General features: G+C 70.8%; 12 protein-coding genes and 1 pseudogene. 9 read left to right on the top strand and 4 right to left on the bottom strand.

Annotation, left to right across the window (positions count from 1 at the left end):
* Positions 1-196 precede the first annotated feature (196 nt).
* The 8 genes and pseudogenes from ACIRJP_RS24520 (at position 197) to ACIRJP_RS24555 (ending at position 15857) form a co-directional block, all read left to right on the top strand.
* Entirely contained in the window at positions 197-1471 is a 1275-nt protein-coding gene (locus ACIRJP_RS24520) for an extracellular solute-binding protein (RefSeq protein WP_404177871.1), read from the top strand.
* Between the two features lie 19 nt (positions 1472-1490).
* Entirely contained in the window at positions 1491-2510 is a 1020-nt protein-coding gene (locus tag ACIRJP_RS24525) for a carbohydrate ABC transporter permease (RefSeq protein WP_404177874.1), read from the top strand.
* Positions 2507-3379 (top strand): sugar ABC transporter permease, encoded by an 873-nt coding sequence (locus ACIRJP_RS24530; RefSeq protein WP_404177876.1) that lies wholly within the window; start codon positions 2507-2509, stop codon positions 3377-3379. Before ACIRJP_RS24525 ends, ACIRJP_RS24530 begins: the two co-directional genes overlap by 4 nt.
* Before the next feature lie 101 nt (positions 3380-3480).
* Positions 3481-5208 (top strand): glycoside hydrolase family 13 protein, encoded by a 1728-nt coding sequence (locus ACIRJP_RS24535; RefSeq protein WP_404177879.1) that lies wholly within the window; start codon positions 3481-3483, stop codon positions 5206-5208.
* A 158-nt stretch (positions 5209-5366) separates the two neighbouring features.
* Positions 5367-6410 (top strand): LacI family DNA-binding transcriptional regulator, encoded by a 1044-nt coding sequence (locus ACIRJP_RS24540; RefSeq protein ID WP_404177944.1) that lies wholly within the window; start codon positions 5367-5369, stop codon positions 6408-6410.
* 408 nt (positions 6411-6818) lie between these two features.
* Positions 6819-8207 (top strand): annotated as a pseudogene (locus tag ACIRJP_RS24545) (alpha-amylase family protein); the annotation flags it as partial.
* A 95-nt stretch (positions 8208-8302) separates the two neighbouring features.
* Complete coding sequence (pulA, locus tag ACIRJP_RS24550; RefSeq protein WP_404177882.1) at positions 8303-13630, top strand: pullulanase-type alpha-1,6-glucosidase; 5328 nt, start codon at positions 8303-8305, stop codon at positions 13628-13630.
* 190 nt (positions 13631-13820) lie between these two features.
* Positions 13821-15857, top strand: a complete 2037-nt coding sequence (locus ACIRJP_RS24555; protein WP_404177885.1) for an ATP-binding protein — start codon at positions 13821-13823, stop codon at positions 15855-15857.
* Here the strand turns inward: ACIRJP_RS24555 and ACIRJP_RS24560 are convergent.
* From ACIRJP_RS24560 to ACIRJP_RS24575, 4 genes are all read right to left on the bottom strand, one after another.
* Positions 15850-16584: a TetR/AcrR family transcriptional regulator gene (locus ACIRJP_RS24560; RefSeq protein ID WP_404177888.1), complete on the bottom strand. Its 735-nt coding sequence runs from the start codon at positions 16582-16584 to the stop codon at positions 15850-15852. The genes ACIRJP_RS24555 and ACIRJP_RS24560 overlap by 8 nt on opposite strands.
* A 95-nt stretch (positions 16585-16679) precedes the next feature.
* Positions 16680-17762, bottom strand: coding sequence for a PDR/VanB family oxidoreductase (locus tag ACIRJP_RS24565; protein WP_404177891.1), 1083 nt, complete (start codon positions 17760-17762; stop codon positions 16680-16682).
* A 2-nt stretch (positions 17763-17764) separates the two neighbouring features.
* The gene (locus tag ACIRJP_RS24570) at positions 17765-18670 is read right to left on the bottom strand and encodes a metal-dependent hydrolase (protein WP_404177894.1); all 906 of its coding nucleotides are present in this window, start codon (positions 18668-18670) and stop codon (positions 17765-17767) included.
* Between the two features lie 109 nt (positions 18671-18779).
* The gene (locus ACIRJP_RS24575) at positions 18780-20702 is read right to left on the bottom strand and encodes a hypothetical protein (RefSeq protein ID WP_404177897.1); all 1923 of its coding nucleotides are present in this window, start codon (positions 20700-20702) and stop codon (positions 18780-18782) included.
* Between the two features lie 329 nt (positions 20703-21031).
* On the opposite strand from ACIRJP_RS24575, the gene ACIRJP_RS24580 reads away from it, so the two are divergent.
* A complete protein-coding gene (locus ACIRJP_RS24580) occupies positions 21032-21757 on the top strand; it encodes a BTAD domain-containing putative transcriptional regulator (protein WP_404177900.1) in 726 nt (241 codons plus the stop codon).
* Positions 21758-22006: the final 249 nt, after the last annotated feature.

A 22006-nucleotide genomic window follows, 5' to 3' on the forward strand; every position in this document is an offset into this window, starting at 1 on the left:
GGGCTGTGGACTGCGACTGCCAGGGCGTGATGCCGGGCGTCAAGGGTCTTGACGGCAACCGTGAGGACACGCGAATGTAACGATCGTCGGCACTTGCAGAAATATTCCGCAAACTCTTTCGGCGTTCTTTCATCCTTGTTACGTTCTCGTCGACCCGGCGCCGCGACGGAGCGGTACGGCAGTTGAAGGAGTTCAGATGCGACGTGGCATAACGGCCACCGCCCTGGTCGCGGCCCTGGCGCTCGCGGCGACCGCCTGCGGCAGCGACAACGAGTCCGAGGGCACGAGCAAGAGCTCGGGTGAACTCGCCGGCACCGTGACGTGGTGGGACACCTCCACCGCGGGCAGCGAGGACAAGGTCTTCAAGAAGATCGCCGAGGACTTCACCAAGAAGCACCCGAAGGTCAAGGTCAAGTACGTCAACGTCCCCTTCGGCGACGCGCAGAACAAGTTCAAGAACGCCGCGCAGTCCGGCTCCGACGCCCCCGACGTCATCCGCTCCGAGGTCGCCTGGACCCCCGAGTTCGCCGACCTCGGCTACCTGGCGCCGCTCGACGGCACCGCCGCGCTGAAGAACCCGGGCGACTTCCTCAAGCAGGCCGCCGCGTCCACCAAGTACAACGACAAGACGTACGCGGTGCCGCAGGTCATCGACTCCATGGGCATCTTCTACAACAAGAAGATCTTCAAGGAGGCCGGCGTCGAGGTCCCCAAGACCGTCGACGAGCTGAAGACCGTCTCCAAGAAGATCAAGGACAAGACCGGCAAGACCGGTATGTACCTGCGCGGCGACGACGCGTACTGGTTCCTCTCCTTCCTCTACGGCGAGGGCGGCGACATGGTCGACGCCTCCACCAAGTCCGTCACCATCGACAACCCCGCGGGCGTCAAGGCGATGAAGGTCGTCAAGGACCTCGTCGACTCCGGGGCCGCCAAGACCGATGCCACGGACGGCTGGGAGAACATGCAGGCGTCCTTCAAGGACGGCAAGGTCGCCATGATGATCAACGGCCCGTGGGCCGTCGCCGACACCTACGCCGGCAAGGAGTTCAAGGACAAGGCCAACCTGGGCATCGCCCCGGTCCCGGCCGGCTCCGCCGCGCAGGGCGCCCCGCAGGGCGGCCACAACCTGGCCGTCTACGCGGGCTCCAAGAACCTGGACGCCTCCTACGCCTTCGTCGACTACATGACGTCGGCCGAGACCCAGGCCAAGGTCACCAAGGAGCTGAGCCTCCTGCCGACCCGCACCTCCGCCTACGCCCGCCAGGACGTCGTCGACAACGAGATCGTCGGGTTCTTCAAGCCCGTCGTCGAGACGGCCGTCGAGCGCCCCTGGATCCCCGAGACCGGCAGCCTCTTCGCCCCGCTCGTCACCGAGTACACCAAGGTCCTCACCGGCCAGACCACGCCGGAGAAGGCCACGAAGACGACCGGCGACTCCTATCGCAAGCTCCTCAAGGGCTGGAAGTAACAGGAAGGCAGGCCGGCTGATGGCTGTCCACACCGGCCAGTCGGTGGCGAAGGCCGCGGGCGACGACGTCGTCGCCCGCGGCCGGAGCCGCGGTACTGGCACCCCCCCGCCGCCGGGCAGGCTCCGGCGGGCCCTGTCGACCCACTGGTACGCCTGGACCATGGTCGCCCCGGTCGTCGTCGTGATCGGCGTGATCATCGGCTATCCGCTGGTCCGCGGCATCTACCTGTCGATGACCGACGCCAACGAGCGCAACGTCGAACGGTCCATCGGTGTCAACCACATGCCCGCCACGTACGAGTTCGTGGGCCTGGACAACTACACCGACGCCCTCACCGGCGACCAGTTCCTCGGCACGCTCGGCTGGACCCTGGTGTGGACGGTCTCCTGCGTGGCCATCACCTTCTGCCTCGGCATGGCCCTCGCCAACATCCTCAACCGAAGGATCGCCGGCCGCTCCGCCTACCGGATGGCGCTCATCCTGCCCTGGGCCATCCCCGGCTTCGTCTCCGTCTTCGCCTGGCGCTTCCTCTACAACGAGGACCGCGGGCTGCTCAACAAGATCCTCTCCGGCGGCGGGATCGACGCCGTCCCGTGGCTGAACGACCCGACCTGGGCGAAGTTCTCCGTCATCGCCGTCAACGTCTGGCTCGGCGTCCCGTTCATGATGGTCGCCCTGCTCGGCGGACTGCAGTCGATCCCCAGCGAGCACTACGAGGCCGCCGAGATGGACGGTGCCACCGCCTGGCAGCGGTTCCGCCACATCACCCTGCCGGGACTGCGGCCGGTCTCCACCACGGTGATCCTGCTCTCCACCATCTGGACCTTCAACATGTTCCCGGTGATCTTCCTGCTGACCCGCGGCGGACCCGGCGAGGCCACCCAGATCCTGGTCACCCAGGCGTACAAGTTCTCCTTCGAGATCAGCCCGCGCGACTTCGCGCAGTCCTCCACCTGGGGCGTACTGATCCTCGTACTCCTGCTGATCTTCGCCGCCGTCTACCGGCGAGTCCTGCGCACCCAGGGAGACGACTGGTGACCACCACCGCACCCACCCCCACCGCGTCGCCCAAGGTCCGGCTGCGCGGGGAGCGTTCGCCGCTGGCCTCCGCCGGTCTGCACCTGACGCTCATCGTCGCGTCCGTGATCGCCGTCTTCCCCGTGCTGTGGGTCCTGCTCACCTCGCTGAAGCCCGCCGCGTACGCGACCACCACGGACTTCTTCAAAGAGACGACGTTCGACAACTACACGAACCTGATCCAGAACACGAAGTTCCTCACCTGGTTCGGCAACTCCCTGCTCATCGCGGGACTCACCACGCTCCTCGGCGTCATCGTCTCCGCCTCCACCGGCTACGCCGTCAGCCGCTTCCGCTTCCCCGGCAAGCGCGGACTGATGTGGACGCTGCTGATCACCCAGATGTTCCCGGTCGCCGTCCTCATCGTGCCGATCTACAACATCATGGCGGGCATGGGGCTGCTGAATCAGCCCGCCGGTCTCGTCATCACCTACCTCACCATCTCGGTGCCGTTCTGCGCCTGGATGATGAAGGGCTTCTTCGACACCATCCCGCGCGAGATCGACGAGTCGGGGCAGGTCGACGGCCTCACCCCGTTCGGCACGTTCTGGCGGCTGATCCTGCCGCTCGCCAAGCCCGGCCTCGCCGTCACCGCGTTCTACTCCTTCATCACCGCCTGGGGCGAGGTGGCGTACGCCTCCGCCTTCATGGTCGGCGAGGACAACCTCACCCTCGCAGGCGGACTCCAGCTCTTCGTCAACCAGTACGGAGCCCAGTGGGGGCCGATGACCGCCGCGTCCGTGCTCATCGCGATACCCGCGGCCCTGGTCTTCCTGTTCGCGCAGAAGCACCTCGTGACCGGCATGTCCGCCGGAGCCGTCAAGGGCTGAGCCCACGACGGCAGCACGACCCGCACGCACCAGTCACGGCGGCCGCCGGCATCCCGACCCGGCCCCGGCGCCGCTCCCCACCCAGACACCCCAGGGACGACATGACCCAGCACCTCGCTGCCCCTTCCACCGGCACGTCCGGCGCCGCTGCGGCCCACCAGACCGGCTGGTGGCAGGACGCGGTGATCTACCAGGTCTATCCGCGGAGCTTCGCCGACGGCAACGGCGACGGCATGGGCGATCTCGCAGGCGTACGCGGCAGACTCCCGTACCTCAAGAGCCTCGGCGTCGACGCGGTCTGGCTCAGCCCCTTCTACGCCTCCCCGCAGGCGGACGCGGGCTACGACGTCGCCGACTACCGGGCCATCGACCCGATGTTCGGCACCCTGCTGGACGCCGACGGGCTGATCCGCGACGCCCACGACCTGGGCCTGCGGATCATCGTGGACCTGGTGCCCAACCACTCCTCGGACCGGCACGAGTGGTTCCGGCGCGCCCTCGCCGAGGGCCCCGGCTCCGCCCTGCGCGAGCGCTACCACTTCCGCCCCGGCAAGGGCGCGGCCGGCGAATTGCCGCCCAACGACTGGGAGTCCGTCTTCGGCGGTCCCGCCTGGACCCGCACCACCGACCCGGACGGTACCCCGGGCGACTGGTACCTCCACCTCTTCGCGCCCGAGCAGCCCGACTTCAACTGGGAACACCCGGCCGTCGCCGACGAGTTCCGCTCCATCCTGCGCTACTGGCTCGACATGGGCGTCGACGGCTTCCGGGTCGATGTCGCCCACGGTCTCGTCAAGGCCGAGGGCCTGCCCGATCTCGGAAGCCACGACCAGCTCAAGCTGCTCGGCAACGACGTCATGCCCTTCTTCGACCAGGACGGGGTGCACGAGATCTACCGCTCCTGGCGCACCATCCTCGACGAGTACCCCGAGAAGAACGGGCCCGGAGGGCCTTCGTCAGAAGGGCGGTGGTGGGCGACGGGCGGGCGCATCCTCGTGGCCGAGGCCTGGACCCCCACTGTCGAGCGCACCGCCAACTACGTGCGCCCCGACGAGATGCACCAGGCGTTCAACTTCCAGTACCTCTCCACCTCCTGGGACGCCGACGAGCTCCGCAAGGTCATCGACACCTCGCTCGACGCCATGCGCCCGGTCGGCGCCCCCACCACCTGGGTGCTCTCCAACCACGACGTGACCCGGCACGCCACCCGGTTCGCCAACCCGCCCGGCCTCGGCACCCAGATCCGCACCCCCGGCGACCGCGAGCTGGGCCTGCGCCGGGCCCGCGCCGCCACGCTGCTGATGCTGGCACTGCCCGGCTCCGCCTACGTCTACCAGGGCGAGGAGCTCGGCCTGCCCGACGTCACCGACCTGCCCGACGAGGTCCGCCAGGACCCGTCGTTCTTCCGCGCCGAGGGCCAGGACGGCTTCCGGGACGGCTGCCGGGTGCCGATCCCGTGGACCCGCGATGGCGACTCGTACGGCTTCGGCGACGGCGGCAGCTGGCTTCCGCAGCCCGCGGGCTGGGGCGAGCTCTCGGTGGAGGCGCAGACCGGCGTGGCGGGCTCCACCCTGGAGCTGTACCGGGCCGCGATCGCCGCCCGCCGGGCCCACCCGGGGCTCGGCGCCGGAACCTCGGTCGAGTGGCTCCAGGCCCCCGAGGGGCTGCTGATCTTCGCCCGCCCCGGCTTCGTCTGCACCGTCAACACGACGGGCCGCCCGGTACGCATCCCCGTGCGCGGCACCGTCCTGCTGTCCAGCGCCCCGGTCGTCACCGACGGCGCCGGGATCGAGCTGCCCGCGGACACCACGGTGTGGTGGACGGTGTGACGGTTCCCCTGCCCGGGGCCTCTCTTCCGGATCAGGCCGGATCAGGGAGCGGGGGCTGGTGCGTGCAGTTGCAAGGCGGAGGAGGGAGCCAACGCGGAGCATTGGCGACTGACGACAACGCCGCAGATGTGCGTGCCAGCCCCCGCGAGCCCGGCAAGATCCGGAAGAAGGGCCCCGGGTCCGGTGCGCCGAGGCTCTCGGACATCGCCGGCCAGGCAGCGGTCAGCGAGGCGACCGTCAGCCGGGTGCTCAACGGGAAACAGGGCGTCTCGGAGACCACCCGTCAGCGGGTGCTCGCGGCGCTGGACATCCTGGGCTACGAACGTCCCGTACGGCTGCGGCAGCGCAGCGCCGGGCTGATCGGACTGGTGACCCCAGAACTCATCAACCCGATCTTCCCGGCGTTCGCGCAGTCCGTCGAGCAGGTGCTGGCAGGTCACGGTTACACCCCGGTGCTCTGCACCCAGATGCCCGGCGGCGCCACCGAGGACGAACTCGTCGAGCAGCTCGTGGAGCGCGGCGTCGGCGGGATCGTCTTCATCTCCGGGCTGCACGCCGACATGTCGGCCGACCCGGCCAGGTACGCCGCGCTCACCGAGCGCGGCGTGCCGTTCGTCCTGATCAATGGCTACAACGAACGGATCAGCGCGCCGTTCGTCTCGCCCGACGACGCCGCCGCCGTGCGGATGGCCGTCGGGCACCTCGCCGACCTCGGCCACAGCAGGGTCGGCCTGGCGATCGGGCCGCAGCGCTATGTGCCGGCCCGCCGCAAGCGCGAGGGGTTCGTCGACGCCGCCGTGAACCTGCTGGGAATGGACCGCGCCGAGGCCGAACTCCTCGTCTGTCCCACGCTGTTCAGCGTCGAGGGCGGCCAGGTCGCGGCGGGTGCGCTGCTCGACCAGGGGTGCACGGGCATCGTCTGCGGCAGCGACCTGATGGCGCTGGGCGTGGTGCGTGCGGCCCGCGAGCGCGGGCTCGGTGTGCCGCGCGACGTGTCGGTGGTGGGTTTCGACGACTCGCAGCTGATCGCGTTCACCGATCCGCCGCTGACGACGGTGCGCCAGCCGGTCCAGGCGATGGCCGCGGCGGCGGTGGGCGCCCTGCTGGAGGAGATCGGCGGCAGCCCGGTGCAGCGCACGGAGTACGTGTTCCAGCCGGAGCTGGTGGTACGGGGATCCACCGCGGCGCTCCGGGGCGACTGAGAGGTCCGAGGGGCCGGGCGTACAGGAGAGGCACCGGGAGTCGGCCCGGAATGGGCCTGCGGGGAGTGAGTGACTCCGGGTGCCTCTCTTGTCCGTGACCGGCCCGGCCGGCCGGGCGCGTGGGGTCCGGGGTCGCCGGAACCCCCGGCCGACCGGACCGGAGTCGGGAGAAACTTAACAGCGCTGCAATGTTTTGCGTAAGTCTTTGCAGGAAGAAAACTGCTGGATTTCATGGATGTGGGCGGGTGGTGTCCAAAGGGTTGACCGGAGCCTCATGGGCTCGTACGGTCTGCGCTGCGGCAAGGTTTGCATTCTTGCAGCAAGAACCTTCAGGAGCCTTGAGGGCAGGGCGCGTTGCCATGTGAGGCTGCACCGTCACCCGCATTTCCCCCCACAGCAGGAGGAAACATGGCACGCAGACCACTGTCCGCGGCGCTCGCCCTGGCAGCAGGCGCCGCCGTCCTCATATCCCCGACCGCGACCGCCAGTGCCGCCGCCCCCGGTGACAAGGACGTCACCGCGGTCCTCTTCGAGTGGAAGTTCGACTCGGTGGCCAAGGCATGCACGGCCACGCTCGGCCCGGCCGGATACGGCTACGTACAGGTCTCGCCGCCCCAGGAGCACATCCAGGGCGGCCAGTGGTGGACCTCGTACCAGCCCGTCAGCTACAGGATCGCCGGACGGCTCGGCGACCGCGCCTCCTTCGCCGCCATGATCAACACTTGCCACGCCGCCGGCGTCAAGGTCGTCGCGGACTCCGTCATCAACCACATGTCGGCCGGATCGGGCACCGGCACCGGCGGCTCCTCGTACACCAAGTACGACTACCCCGGCGTGTACTCCGCCGCCGACATGGACGACTGCACCGCGCAGATCAGCAACTACCAGGACCGCGCCAACGTCCAGAACTGCGAACTCGTCGGCCTCGCCGACCTGGACACCGGCGAGGACTACGTACGCGGCCGGATCGCCGCCTACCTCGACGACCTGCTCTCCCTGGGCGTCGACGGCCTGCGCATCGACGCCGCCAAGCACATGCCCGCCGCCGACCTGGCGAACATCAAGTCGCGGCTGAGCAACCCGGGCGTCCACTGGAAGCAGGAGGCGATCCACGGCGCGGGCGAGGCCGTCCAGCCCGACGAGTACACCGGCACCGGGGACGTCCAGGAATTCCGCTACGCCAGAAGCCTCAAGCAGGTCTTCAACAACGAGAACCTCGCCTATCTGAAGAACTACGGCGAGGGCTGGGGCTTCATGCCCTCGTCGAAGGCGGCGGTCTTCGTCGACAACCACGACACCGAGCGCGGCGGCGACACGCTGAACTACAAGGACGGCGCGAACTACACCCTCGCCAATGTCTTCATGCTGGCCTGGCCGTACGGCTCGCCCGACGTCCACTCCGGCTACGAATGGTCCGACAAGGACGCGGGCCCGCCCAACGGCGGCACGGTGAACGCTTGTTACAGCGACGGCTGGAAGTGCCAGCACGCCTGGCGCGAGATCTCCTCCATGGTCGGCTTCCGCAACACCGCGCGCGGCGAGTCCGTCAGCGACTGGTGGGACAACGGCGGTGACCAGATCGCCTTCGGCCGCGGTTCCAAGGCGTACGTCGCGATCAACCACGAGAGCTCCTCGCTGACCCGTACGTTCCAGACCTCGCTGCCCGCCGGCGACTACTGCGACATCCAGTCCGGCAAGGGCGTCACGGTGAACGGCTCGGGCCAGTTCACCGCGACGCTCGGCGCCGACACGGCGGTGGCGCTCCAGGTCAACGCCCGCGGCTGCGCGGCCACCGGCTGACAGCGGCGACCGGGGGCGGGGCAGGTACCGCCCCGCCCCCGGCAAGTCCGCCCGCCCCCAGAGCATCACCCCCACCCAAGGAGACCCAGCCCGTGCCCCGTTCCACCCTCGGACGTGGAGCAGTCGCCGCACTCTGCGCGGCACTCCTCCCCGTCGTCCCGGCGGCAACCGCGTCGGCCGCGCCGAGACCTCCGGGCCCGCCCTCGGACGCGAAGCTCGCCCAGGCGCCCGCCCGGCACGACCTGACCCGCGAGCAGTTCTACTTCGTCATGCCGGACCGGTTCGCCAACGGCGACACGTCCAACGACCGCGGCGGGCTCACCGGTTCGCGCCTGGAGACCGGCTACGACCCCACGGACAAGGGCTTCTACCAGGGCGGCGACCTCAAGGGCCTGACGAGCGGGCTCGACTACATCAAGGGCCTCGGCACCACCGCCATCTGGCTCGCCCCGATCTTCAAGAACCGTCCCGTCCAGGGGACCGGCAAGGACGCCTCGGCCGGCTACCACGGCTACTGGATCACCGACTTCACCCAGGTCGACCCGCACTTCGGGACCAACGCCGACCTGGCGAAGCTGATCGACAAGGCCCACGCCAAGGGCATGAAGGTCTTCTTCGACGTCATCACCAACCACACCGCCGACACCGTCGACTACGCCGAGAAGACCTACGGTTACCGGCCCAAGGGCGCCTACCCGTACCTGGACGAGGACGGCCGCCCGTTCGACGACAGCAAGGGCCTGGCCAAGGTGGACGCGGACTCGTTCCCGTACACCCCGAGCACGCCGAAGAGCGCCGGTGACGACAAGGTCCCGGCCTGGCTCAACGACCCGGAGATGTACCACAACCGGGGCGACTCGACCTTCGCCGGCGAATCCGCCGAGTACGGCGACTTCTCCGGGCTGGACGACCTGTGGACCGAACGGCCCGAGGTCGTGACCGGCATGGCGAAGATCTATGAGAAGTGGGTCCGCGACTTCGACATCGACGGCTTCCGGATCGACACCGTCAAACACGTCGACCTGGACTTCTGGACCCAGTGGGCGACCGCCCTGGACACCTACGCGGCCAAGCGCGGCCGCGAGGACTTCTTCATGTTCGGCGAGGTCTACTCCGCCGACACCGCCGTCACCTCGCCCTACGTCACCCGCGGCCGGCTCGACGCGACGCTCGACTTCCCGTTCCAGGAGGCGGCACGCCAGTACGCCTCCCAGGGCGCCCCGGCCTCGAAGCTCGCCGCCGTCTTCGGCGACGACTACCGCTACACCACCGACAAGGCCAACGCCTACGAACAGGTGACCTTCCTCGGCAACCACGACATGGGCCGCATCGGCACGTTCCTGAAGCAGGACAACCCGAAGGCCGACGACGCGGAACTCGTCCGGCGCGCGGAACTCGCCAACGAGCTGATGTTCCTGGGCCGGGGCAACCCCGTCGTCTACTACGGCGACGAGCAGGGCTTCACCGGCGCGGGCGGCGACAAGGACGCCCGCCAGACCATGTTCGCCTCGAAGACCGCCGACTACCTCGACGACGACGAACTGGGCACCGACCGCACCCACGCCACCGACGCGTACGACCCGAAGCACCCCCTGTACCGGAACATCGCCGCGCTCTCCGAACTCACCCGGAAGAACCCGGCACTGCGCGACGGCGTCCAGACCGAGCGGTACGCGCAAGGCCCCGTCTACGCCTTCTCCCGCACGGACCCCGAGAAGCCCTACGAGTACCTCGTCGCCACCAACAGCGGCACCGCCCCGAGGACCGTCGAGCTGCCCACCGCATCGGCCGGCATGAACTTCAGCACCTTGTACGGCGGTTCCTCCACTCACCGCAGCGGCAACGACAAGAAGATCACCGTCACCGTCCCCGCCCTCTCCAGCCTCGTGCTGCGCGCCGAGAAGCCGATGGGTACCCCCGCCACCAAGCCGGACATCACCCTGAAGGCGCCCGCCGCCGGGGCCACCGGCACCGTGGAGATCTCCGCCGACATCGACGGCGGCGGGCTGAACCGCGTCGTCTTCGCCGCGCAGACCGGCAACGGCAAGTGGATCACGCTCGGTTCCGCCGACCACGCCCCGTACAAGGTCACCCAGCACCTGGACGGCAAGGTCGCGGCCGGCACCCCGCTGCGCTACAAGGCGGTCGTCGTCGACCGCGCCGGACGCACCGCGAGCGCACTCGCCGCGACCACCGCCGGACAGGCCCCGGCGGAGCCGAAGCCGGTGGCCGTCCAGCGCGACCACGCCGTCGTCCACTACAAGCGCGCGGACGGCGACTACGAGGGCTGGACGCTCAGGTCCGGTGACCGCACGGCGCAGTTCACCGGGCGCGACGCCTACGGGGCCTTCGCCTGGCTGAAGCTCGACGAGGGCGCCGCCACCGTCCCGTACACCGTCGAGAAGAACGGCACCGCCGACGGGACGCAGCGCACCGTCGAACTCGCCAGGACCGGACAGGTCTGGATCGAGCAGGGCGAGGACGGCCAGGCCGACACGGCCCCCGACGGCGCCTACCCGCCGCATGACACCACCAAGGCCGTCCTGCACTACTACCGCCCCGACGGCGACTACGACGGCTGGGGGCTGCACACCTGGACCGGCGCCAAGAACCCCACCGACTGGGCGAAGCCCCTCCAGCCGGTGAAGAAGGACGCCTCCGGCATCACCTTCGAGGTGCCGCTCACCGACGGCGCCACCTCGCTCTCCTACATCCTGCACAAGGGCGACGAGAAGGACCTCCCCAGCGACCAGTCTCTCGACCTCGCCACCTACGGGCACGCGGTCTGGATGCTCGGCGCAACGCCCGGCTACCTGCTGCCCCAGACCGGCGGCGTACCCACCCCCGACCTCTCCAGGGCCGAGGCACAGTGGATCGACGCCGACACCGTCGTATGGAAGGTGAAGGCCACCGACGCCACCAGCCAGCAGCTCGTCTACGCCAAGGACGGCTCCATCTCCGTCATCGACGGGGCGCTCTCCGACGAGGGCCAGTGGCTGCGGCTCACCCCCGCCGCGCTGACCGACGCACAGAAGGCGAAGCACCCGAACCTCAAGGACTACCCGGCGTTCACCGTCGACGCCCGGGACCGGGACCGGGTCCGCGAGGCCCTGCGCGGTCAGCTGATCGCCACCCAGCGCGCCGCCGACGGCGCCCTGCTCGCGGCCACCGGCGTGCAGAGCGCCGGCGTGCTCGACGACCTGTACGGCAAGAACGCGGCCGGTGCCGCGCTCGGCCCGGTCTTCGGCCGCGAGGGCCGCCCCACCCTCTCGGTCTGGGCGCCCACCGCCCGCACCGTCGCCCTGGAACTCGACGGCCGCGGCATCCCGATGCGCCGCGACGACCGCACCGGCGTCTGGTCCGTCACGGGACCGAAGAACTGGAAGGGCAAGCCCTACCGCTACACGGTGGACGTCTGGGCGCCCACCGTCGGCAAGATGGTCACCAACCAGGTCACCGACCCCTACTCCACCGCCCTGACCACCGACTCCGCGCGCAGCCTCGTCGTCGACCTGGACGACCCGGCCCTCGCGCCGAAGGGCTGGTCCGGGCTGCAGAAGCCCGCCGCCGTACCGCTGCGCGACGCCCAGATCCAGGAGCTGCACATCCGCGACTTCTCGATCGCGGACCGCACCTCGAAGCACCCCGGCGAATACCTGGCCTTCACCGACACCGGCTCCGACGGGATGAAGCACCTCAAGCGGCTCGCGGACGCCGGCACCAGCTACGTCCATCTGCTGCCCGCCTTCGACATCGGCACCATCCCCGAGAAGAAGGCCGCCCAGCAGAAGCCGGCCTGCGACCTGTCCGTGTACGCCCCCGACTCACAGGAGCAGCAGGCCTGCGTGACGAAGGCCGCCGCGAACGACGCGTTCAACTGGGGCTACGACCCGCTGCACTACACCGTCCCCGAGGGCTCCTACGCCTCCGACCCCAAGGGCACCAAGCGCACCGTCGAGTTCCGGCAGATGGTGCAGGGCCTCAACGGCGCGGGGCTGCGCACCGTCATGGACGTCGTCTACAACCACACCGTCGCCTCCGGCCAGGACGGCAAGTCCGTGCTCGACCGGATCGTGCCCGGCTACTACCAGCGGCTGCTGGACGACGGCACCGTCGCCACCTCCACCTGCTGTGCCAACACCGCGCCCGAGAACACCATGATGGGCAAGCTGGTCGTCGACTCGGTCGTCACCTGGGCCAAGGAGTACAAGGTCGACGGCTTCCGCTTCGACCTGATGGGCCACCATCCCAAGGCCAACATCCTCGCCGTCCGCGAGGCGCTCGACGCGCTGACCGTGGCGAAGGACGGCGTCGACGGCAAGAGGATCATCCTGTACGGGGAGGGCTGGAACTTCGGTGAGATCGCCGACGACGCCCGCTTCGTCCAGGCCACCCAGAAGAACATGGCCGGCACGGGCATAGCCACCTTCTCCGACCGCTCCCGCGACGCCGTACGCGGCGGCAGCCCCTTCGACGCGGACCCGGGCGTACAGGGCTTCGCCACCGGCCTCTACACCGACCCCAACACCTCCGCCGCCAAAGGGACGGAGGCCGAACAGAAGGCCCGGCTGCTCCACTACCAGGACCTGATCAAGGTCGGCCTCACCGGCAACCTCGCCGACTACACCTTCACCGACTCCTCGGGCCGCACGGTCAAGGGATCCGGCGTCGACTACAACGGCGCCCCCGCCGGATACGCCGCCGCCCCCGGCGACGCCCTCGCCTACGCGGACGCCCACGACAACGAGTCGCTGTACGACGCGCTCGCCTTCAAGCTCCCGGCGGGCACCCCGGCGGCCGACCGGGCCCGCATGCAGGTCCTGGCCATGGCGACGGCCACCCTCTCGCAGGGGCCCTCGCTCTCCCAGGCGGGCACCGACCTGCTGCGCTCCAAGTCCCTGGACCGCAACTCCTACGACAGCGGCGACTGGTTCAACGCCCTGCACTGGGACTGCCGCGACGGCAACGGCTTCGGCCGCGGGCTGCCGCCGGCCGCCGACAACGAGTCCAAATGGTCCTACGCGAAGCCACTGCTGGCCGCCTCCGCGATCAACCCCGGCTGCGCACAGATCGACGGCGCGTCCGCCGTGTACCGGGACCTGCTCACCATCCGCTCCACGGAACAGGACTTCGGCCTCTCCACCACCGAGCAGGTGCAGTCCGCCCTGTCCTTCCCGCTCTCCGGGAAGGACGAGACCCCGGGCGTGATCACCATGCGGCTCGGAAAGCTGGTGATCGTCTTCAACGCGGCCCCCGGCACACGGACCCAGACGGTCGCCGAACTGGCGGGGAAGCAGTACACACTGCACCCCGTCCAGGCTGCGGGCGCGGATCCTACTGTCAAGAAGTCCACGTATGAGGCGAGTTCGGGAAGATTCACCGTCCCGGGACGCACGGTGGCGGTTTTCTCCCTGAGTTGAGCCACGACAGGGTTAGGTTGGGAGACAGCAGCCGTCGGGGAATGCCGCAGCACCGCACCCCTGGCGCGCCCTCCCACCCCCCGGCCGGTCCCGGCCCCTCTCCGGACGGCACAGGCATCTCCGCATGCCTGTGCCGCACCGGAGCCAGGGTCCGGGACCGGCCGGTCCACCTGTTTCAGCGACGGTGACCATGGCGAGCAACATCCCCGAGGAGACCACGAGCTTTGTCGGACGGAAAGCGGAACTTGCCCGGCTCGAACACACCCTCGCCACGCACCGGCTGACCACACTCATCGGCAGCGGTGGCGTCGGCAAGACCCGGCTCGCGGTCCGCGCCGCCCGGCAGGCGGTGGCAGGACACCGCGACGGCGCGTGGTGGGCGGACCTCTCACCGCTGCACGACGACGGACTGCTCATCGCGACCGTCTCCGACGCCGTGGGGCTCTCCGACCACACCCTGCGCATGCCCATCGACGCCCTGTGCGAATGGCTCGTCGACAAGGAAATGCTGCTGATCCTCGACAGTTGCGAGCACCTGCGACCCGCCTGCGCGCACCTGCTCGGCGAGATCCTCACGACATCGCCCGGCCTGACCGTGCTCGCCACCAGCCGGCAGCCCCTGAACATCAAGGGCGAACAGGTCGTCGAGGTCGACCCGCTGCCCGTCGAGGGCGCGGCCGACGCGCTGACGCTGTTCCGGGACCGGGCGGCAGCGGCAGCCCCGGGCCTCGCCCTCGACGAGCCGGGGAACGCGGAGGCCGCCGCCGAGATCTGCCGCCGCCTCGAAGGAATTCCGCTCGCCGTCGAACTCGCGGCCGGGGCCCTCGGCCGGGACACCGTCGAACAGGTCGCCGCACGCATCAGGACCCGCTTCGACGTACCCGCCGACGCCTCGCTCTGGCCGCCGCGCCACCGCACCCTGCGCACCGCCATCGGCTGGAGCCATGAGCTGTGCACCCCGCTGGAAAGGCTGCTCTGGGCCCGGCTGACCGTCCTGCGCGGCGAGTTCGACGAGGACGCGGCCCGCGAGGTCTGCGCCGGGGGGCCGCTCACCCCGGACGGTGTGACCAGGGCGCTGAACGGCCTGGTCACCAAGTCCGTCGTCGGCCGGGACGGCGTACGGCACCGCATGCTCGACACCATCCGCGAGTACGGACGGATGTGGCTCGCCGAACTCGGCGAGGAACGGGCCGCCGCCGACCGGCACGCCGCCTGCTTCCTCGGCTTGGCCCGCAACGCCCACGCCGGCTGGACCGGCGACGACCAGATCAGCTGGTACCACCGCATCGCCGAGGCGCACGCCGACCTCTGCGCCGCCCTGGACCACCTGCTGGCCCACGACACCGCGGCCGCCCAGGAGATGGCCGGACGGATCGGCTTCTTCTGGTGCTGCTGCGGCCACCTCCCGCAGACCCGCGAATACGCCCGCCGCGCGCTGGCCGCCGGACCGTCCGAGGGCCCCCACCGCACCCGCGCCCTGTGGGTGCTGGGCATCACCGTCATGCTCCAGGGCGACTACCCGGCCGCCCGCCGCCTGGGCCGGGAGTGCACCAGGGAAGCGGCGCGCGACGGCACCGACGAGGGCATCCTCGCCGCCGCCTATCTGTGCGGCCTCACGGATCTGATGACCGGCCGCCCCGAGGAGGGCCTGCGCGAGGTCGACCGGGTCCTGCGCTCGACCGGCACCGCCACCCCGCTGGAGAAGGCCTACCGGCTGCGGTGCCGGCTCATCACGGTCTTCGCCCTGACCGGGCTCGGCCGGCTGGACGAGGCGGCCGAGGCGGCCGCGGTCCTGCGCGCGGTCTGCGAGGCCCAGGACGAGTGCTGGACCCGCAGCTACGTCGACTACCAGCTCGCCCTGATCGCCCTGCTGCAGGGCGATGCCCACGCGTCCGCCGCCCACGCCCGCTCGATGCTCGCGGGCAAGCACCGCATGCGCGACCGCTTCGGCATCGCCCTGGGCCTGGACGTCCTGGCCGCGGCGATCGCCGCCCAGGGCGCGGGCGCCCGCGCCGCCCGGGTGTACGGCACGGGACAGGTGTACTGGCGCATGGTCGGCCAGCCGCAACGCGGCACCCCGGAACTGGAGCCGCTGCGCGAGGCATGCGAACGCCAGGCCCGCGAGGCCGTCGGCGACGTCGCCTACCAGCGGGCCTTCGAACGGGGCCGGGCGGACAACGCGGAAGTCGGCCTGGCCGCCGCGCTCCAGGGCGAACTGCTCATGTAGGGGTCGAGAGCAGCCGCTGCGCAGGGACGGCGGGTACGGCCGGGGCCAGGGCGGAGAGCCGGTTCAGCAGCTCTCCGAACGGCCCGTCCGCCGGCTCCTGGCCGAGCACCCGCAGCACGATGCCCGCCGTCTCCTTGCTGTACGCGGCGCTCACCGCGGCCAGCGCGGCGAAGTCGTGCACCAGCTGCAACTCCAGCTCCTCGCGCGGAATCCGCCGCCCGTCCAGCCAGATCAGCGCCGTCGACTCGGCCAGCGACACCCAGGAACGCACGACCAGCTCCAGCCGTGCCGGGGGATCCTCGACCCCCAGATGGGACAGGATCTGCTCGCAGGCGGCCTGCCGCACCCCGTCTATCATCGCGTTCGCCGTCGAGGACCCCGCCGCGGGCCCGCCCCGCATCAGCGCGGAGAACCCCGGACCGTGCTCCTCGACGAAGTCGAAGAACCGCCCCATCACCCGCAGCAGCCGGGCCCCGAGAGGCCCTTCGCGAGGCTCCACGAACCGGGCCGCCAGCTCGTCGGCGGCCCGCCGCAGCGCGGCCTCGTACAGGCTCTGCTTCCCCGGGAAGTAGTGGTAGACCAGTGGCCGCGAGATCCCCGCGGCGGCCGCGATCTCGTCGATCGACACCTCGTCCGGGGCGCGGTGACTGAACAACTCCAGCGCGACACCGATCAATTGTTGTCTGCGCTCCTCGACGCCCATCCTGCGCCGCACCCCGGTCGTCATGGTGGACAGCGTACCGAGTGGGGCGGCGGGGGAGAGGAGGCGGGCGGCCCGGCACCTCTCCCCACCCCCGATCGCCGCAAGGCATCAGCAAGACATCAGAGGTCCAGCACCAGCCGCTCGCCCCGGCACCGGGACACGCAGATCAGCATCGAGTCGTCCCGCTCCGAGTCCGTCAGGAGTTCGTCGCGGTGGTCGATCTCACCCTCCAGGACGCGCTGCTGACACGTACCGCAGAAGCCCTGCTCGCAGGAGTACGAGACGTGACTCAGTTCCTCGCGCACCGCTGCCAGCACCGACTGGTCCGCCGCCACCTGGACCGTACGGCCGGAGCGGCGCAGCTCGACCTCGAACGGGCCCGAGCCGGCCGACGACGAGGCCGCCGCCGTGAAGCGTTCCAGATGCAGGGTCCGGTCGGGCGGGAGGGCGGCGGCGACCGCGTCCATCAGGGGTTCGGGGCCGCAGCAGTAGACGGCGGTGCCCTCCGCCGTGTCCGCCAGGGCCGCCGCGGCGTCCGGGTGGCCAGCCTCGTCCTCGGCGACGACGGTCACCCGGCCGCCCTCCGCGCCCAGCTTCTCGATCTCGTCCAGGAACGGCATCGACGCGCGGGTCCGTCCGCCGTACAGCAGCCGCCAGTCGGCGCCCGAGGCGGCGACGGACCGCAGCATCGGCAGGATCGGGGTGATGCCGATGCCGCCCGCGACGAACAGGTACGCGGGGGCGTCGGTGAGCGGGAAGCGGTTGCGCGGGTCGCGGACCTCCACCTCCTCGCCCTCGTGGAGCTGCTCGTGGACCTCGAGGGAGCCGCCGCGGCCGTCCTCGACCAGCCGCGTCGCGATGGTGTACGTGCCGGGGTCGGCCGGGTCCCCGCACAGCGAGTACTGGCGGACCAGGCCGGAGGGCAGGAGCAGGTCGAGGTGCGCGCCGGGCTGCCACGGCGCCAGGGCGGACCCTTCGAGACGGAGCTGGACGACGCCCTCGGCCGGGGTGGTCCGCTCGGTGATCAGCAGCCGGCGGGTCGCCGTGGTGCGCCGCCCGGAATGGCCCGATATCGGTTCCTCCAGGGCCGGCAGCGGCCACAGCGGGGAGTTCTGGATCCGGCGGTGCAGGGCGCGCTTGGCCAGCAGTGCGGCGCCCGCGACCAGGACGACGGTGCGCAGGCGGGGCAGGGGGAGCGGCATGTTCAGCTGGTTCCCGTCATACGGGCCTCGGCGGCGGTCGCCGCGGGCGAGTGGGCGAGATAGTCGATGGCCTGGGCCGTGCTGCCCTCCTGCGAGGGGTGGTAGTCCCGGCTCAGATAGCGGGGGACCGAACGCAGCAGATCACCGGTGGCGGGCAGGGTGCCGCGCTTGCCGCTGGTGTAGAACTCCTTGAACGAACCCTTGCCGTTGAGCAGGCTCGGGTCGTTCTCCATGAAGAAGCGGATGCCGCGCTGCCAGAGGAAGACCAGCGCGCTGAATGCCGTGGCCCAGGTGCGCGCCCGGCGCGGGTAACCGCCGTCGACATGCATGAACACCTCGAACGCGACCGAGCGGTGCTCGACCTCCTCCGCGCCGTGCCAGCGCAGCAGGTCCAGCATCATCGGATCGGCGCCGCGCCGGTCCAGCTCGTCGGCGTTCAGCACCCAGTCACCGAGGAAGGCGGTGTAGTGCTCGATCGCCGCGATCAGCGCCACCCGCTCCATCAGCCACCACTTGCGCGCCCGCCCCGGCGGCAGCGTCCGGTCGCCGAGCAGCTTCTCGAAGAACCAGTCGACCTGCGCGGTGTACGGAGTCGGGTCGAGCCCCAGCTCCTTCAGGCGGGGCAGGACGTCGTCGTGCGCCTGGGAGAGCACGGCCTCCTGGCCGATGAAGCCGATGACGTCCTGGCGCAGCTGTTCGTCGTGGATGTACGGCAGCACCTGCCGGTACACGTGGATGAACCAGCGTTCCCCGGCGGGCAGCAGGAGGTGGAGCACATTGATGGTGTGCGTGGTGAACGGGTCGCCCGGCACCCAGTGCAGGGGCGTCTTCTCCCAGGCGAAGGAGACCTTGCGCGCCTTGAGACGCGTCCGCTCCGAGGCGACCGGCGCCGGCTGCGTGTTAGACATATTGTCAATGTACTGAGAGGTAGGCCGTCGGAACAGAGGCGTGCGACGAATTCCTGACGCTCCGGAATTCCTGACGCTCCGGATTTCCTGAGCCCAGGAGGACGGGGCGTCAGCGCAGCGCGCCCACCCGACTCCCGTCCGCCAGCGTCCCGTTCAGCCGCGCCCGGTCGCCCGCCCTGGCCGGCACGGCGAGCAGACGGCTGTCGGAACGCGCCTCCACCCCGCCCGACGCGGTCAGCGAGGCGAACTGCTCACTGCCCGCCGCCAGTACGTACCAGCGGCCGCCCTGCGACTTCCACAGCACCCCGGCCAGGACCCGGGGTGCGCGCAACCCGCAGGCCGGGGAGTCCTCGGCCCTGGCCGCGACCGCCCCGGGCGGCCCGCCCGTCGCGACGGCCGGCGCCGACGGGGCCTGGAACTGGGCGAGGACCCGGCTGCCGGTACCCCGCCAGGTCTCCGCCCTGGTGCAGAGCCAGCGCGCCGAACCGCCCTCCTCGGGCAGCAACTGCTCGGCGTACTGCCAGGAGTTCACCGACCGCACCCCGCGCGAACGCACCGCGGGCAGCAGACAGGCGGTCCGCGCCCAGCTGTCCCGCTCCGCCCACCCGGCGACATCGTGCGGCGCGGACGGCGGGCCCGAGGTGAGCCGGGCCGGGACCAGTTCGCCGAGGTCCGCCATCAGTCGGGCCGCCCCGCCGTCGCGGACCTCGATCGCCTCCCAGGCGCGGCAGTCGCGGGCCGTTGCCGGACTGGTCAGCGCGGCGGTCACCCCGTCGGCGCGGCGGGGCAGCGGCCGCCGTCCGGCGTCCGGCGCCAGCAGGTCCCGCACCGACATCGAACTCACCCACGGCGCGGTGAGATAGCGGATCCGGTCGCCGCCGCGCGCCACGATCAACGCGGCGGCCGTCGCCCGGTCCGCACCGTCGACCCGGGCGAAGTCGAGCGCGACGCCCTCGCCCCGCCCGCCGTCCCGGAGCTCCGCGTACCGCACGACGCGCAGCCCGTCGTAGAACAGCACCACCGTCAGCCGGTCCACCTCACCCGCGTACAGCAGCTGCGGCGCCCCCATCGGAGGCCCGACCGGGGTGCCAGGGGTCGCCGACGAACGCACCGCACCGTCCGGACGCGCCCAGACTCCCAGCGCGCGGCGCAGCAGCCGGGTGTCCCCGGCGCGGCTGCCGCGGGTGGGCCAGGAAGTGAAGTCGGTACGCGGCGAGCGCTGCCAGAACGTCGCGGAAACCCGGCTCAACCTGGCCGGATCCAGGGCCTGTTCGGCGGCGGTTTCCCGGCCGCCGTCCCGGGGCCCGGAAACGGCGCCGCGCCCCCAGCCGTGGCCCGGCAGCCCCAGCAGCGCCCCGCACACCAGCAGCGCGACGACCGCGGTCAGCGCCGCCTTCGCGTGCCGGCGGCGGCGCAGCAGATCCGGCGTCCGGGCCTGGAGCGAACAGGGGTCGAACTCGGGGGAGTCGAGGAGCGCGGGCGGCACCGGGACGCCCGCCGCCTCGGCCAGCGCCGCGTACGGGTGCGCGACCCCGGCGTCCGCGAGCACCCGCCGGGCCTCCGTGTCGGTCAGCCCCTCCAGACCACGCAGGGCGTGGGCGGCGCGGCCCGGACCGGAGAGCGCCGACAGGGCGTTCTCCAGGGCGAGCCCGTCCGATCCGCCGGAGTGCGGGAACAGCCGCAGCCCCCATACGAGTGGCAGGAGCGAAGGCAGGCGGGCGCGGCGGCCCGCCGCCAGGGCCGCCCGCAGCATCCGTCGACGGGCGAGCGCGTACGACGGATCCACCGCCGCCGCACCGCCGGGCCCGCGCGGCACCGGGACGCCGCCCCCGGCCCCCGCACGGCGCCCGGACAGCAGACACCGCTGGGCCAGCGCGTGCGCCTTCAGCACCCGGCGATGGCTGCCGAGCGACGGCGGCAGCACGAGATAGCCGAGCCGGACCAGCCGCGGATAGTGCTCGACGAGCGCGGCCCCGGCCTGCTTCCCGTCGGTCGGGGCGGCTGCGGAAGGTACTTCTGGCAGTGGACGCACGTTCAGCAGAACGAGCGAATCGTGCGATGGTCACCCCGGCCCGTCCGCGCAGGGCGCGGCGACCGTGCCCACCGTCCGTCGGCTGGAACCGTGCGGCATACCCGTGCGAGCACGGCCGGAGGGCACCTCCGCGGACCGATTCAAGACAATTCGACATCTCTCGGCAGGTAGAGCAGCATGGCTATTCGGGAGGTGTACAGATCGCTGGCCCCCAGCAATGACGGCGCGGCCAGTCGACGGGCGCCGGGTAACCGACTCCTACGCGATCACAAGCCATGAGCTCATATGATCTCGTTTTCTCGCCGCCGCCCACCAGGCCCAGGCCGTTCGTGAGCATCTCTCTTCTCGGCGGTTTCGACATCGTCGTCGGCGACGAACCAGTGACCGTCCCGGTCGGCTCGAAGCGACTACTGGCGTTCATCGCGCTACAATACCGGGCTGCTGTTCCCCGAACTCTGGTCGCCGGGAGTCTCTGGCCCGAAGCGACCGAGCAGGGCGCGAACACGAATCTGCGGTCGGCACTGTCACGTCTCCAGGACCTCGGCAAGCAGGCGCTGAACATCTGCCCCGCCGAGGTGCGTCTCGCACGCGAGGTCGAAGTCGACCTGTTCCGGGCTCGCTCGTTGGCCCAGCGCATCATCGATTCCCAGGTCCCGGCCGAGGAGCTCAAACTCACCGCGGCGGCTGTCGACCAGCTGTCCGCAGATCTGCTGCCCGGCTGGTACGACGAGTGGATGCTGCCTGAGGCGGAGCAATGGCGGCAGCTTCGGCTTCATGCCCTTGAGGCACTGACGGAAGCCTTCATCGACACGAAGGAGTTCGCCTGGGCCGTGACAGCCGCCCATGCGGCTGTCCAGGCGGACCCGCTGCGGGAGAGCAGTCAGGCTTCGCTGATCCGGGCCCACCTCGCGGAGGACAACCGGTCCGAGGCGTTGTACGACTTCGAACGCTACGAGCAGCAGCTCAGCGACGAGCTGGGACTCCAACCCACACCGCGGCTGCGCCGGCTGGTGAGCGAACTGCAGCGGTCGCGCCCCGGTGGCGGATCGCCGTAGCTGCCCCATTAGCGCGGATAGCGCGGAGTTGGCAAACCCGCCACTGTCCAGTGGCGGGTTCGCGTTACCGAGTTCGGTCGGTTTGGCGTGGTCAGCACGCGACAAGGGTCACGTCTGTGCGCCTTGCTGGAGGACGTTGCCGGTGCCGGGGCCGGTCTGTGCGCCTTGCTGGAGGACGTTGCCGGTGCCGGGGCCGGTCTGTGCGCCTTGCTGGAGGACGTTGCCGGTGCCGGGGCCGGTCTGTGCGCC

This window comes from Streptomyces sp. NPDC102437, from assembly GCF_044765565.1.
Taxonomy (GTDB): Bacteria; Actinomycetota; Actinomycetes; order Streptomycetales; family Streptomycetaceae; genus Streptomyces.

What these genes read in the sequence shown, in the direction of transcription:
- ACIRJP_RS24520 (WP_404177871.1), top strand. Translation starts at nt 197, where the DNA reads ATGCGACGTGGCATAACGGCCACCGCCCTGGTCGCGGCCCTGGCGCTC.
- ACIRJP_RS24525 (WP_404177874.1), top strand. Translation starts at nt 1,491, where the DNA reads ATGGCTGTCCACACCGGCCAGTCGGTGGCGAAGGCCGCGGGCGACGAC.
- ACIRJP_RS24535 (WP_404177879.1), top strand. Translation starts at nt 3,481, where the DNA reads ATGACCCAGCACCTCGCTGCCCCTTCCACCGGCACGTCCGGCGCCGCT.
- ACIRJP_RS24555 (WP_404177885.1), top strand. Translation starts at nt 13,821, where the DNA reads ATGGCGAGCAACATCCCCGAGGAGACCACGAGCTTTGTCGGACGGAAA.
- ACIRJP_RS24560 (WP_404177888.1), bottom strand. Translation starts at nt 16,584, where the DNA reads ATGACGACCGGGGTGCGGCGCAGGATGGGCGTCGAGGAGCGCAGACAA.
- ACIRJP_RS24565 (WP_404177891.1), bottom strand. Translation starts at nt 17,762, where the DNA reads ATGCCGCTCCCCCTGCCCCGCCTGCGCACCGTCGTCCTGGTCGCGGGC.
- ACIRJP_RS24570 (WP_404177894.1), bottom strand. Translation starts at nt 18,670, where the DNA reads ATGTCTAACACGCAGCCGGCGCCGGTCGCCTCGGAGCGGACGCGTCTC.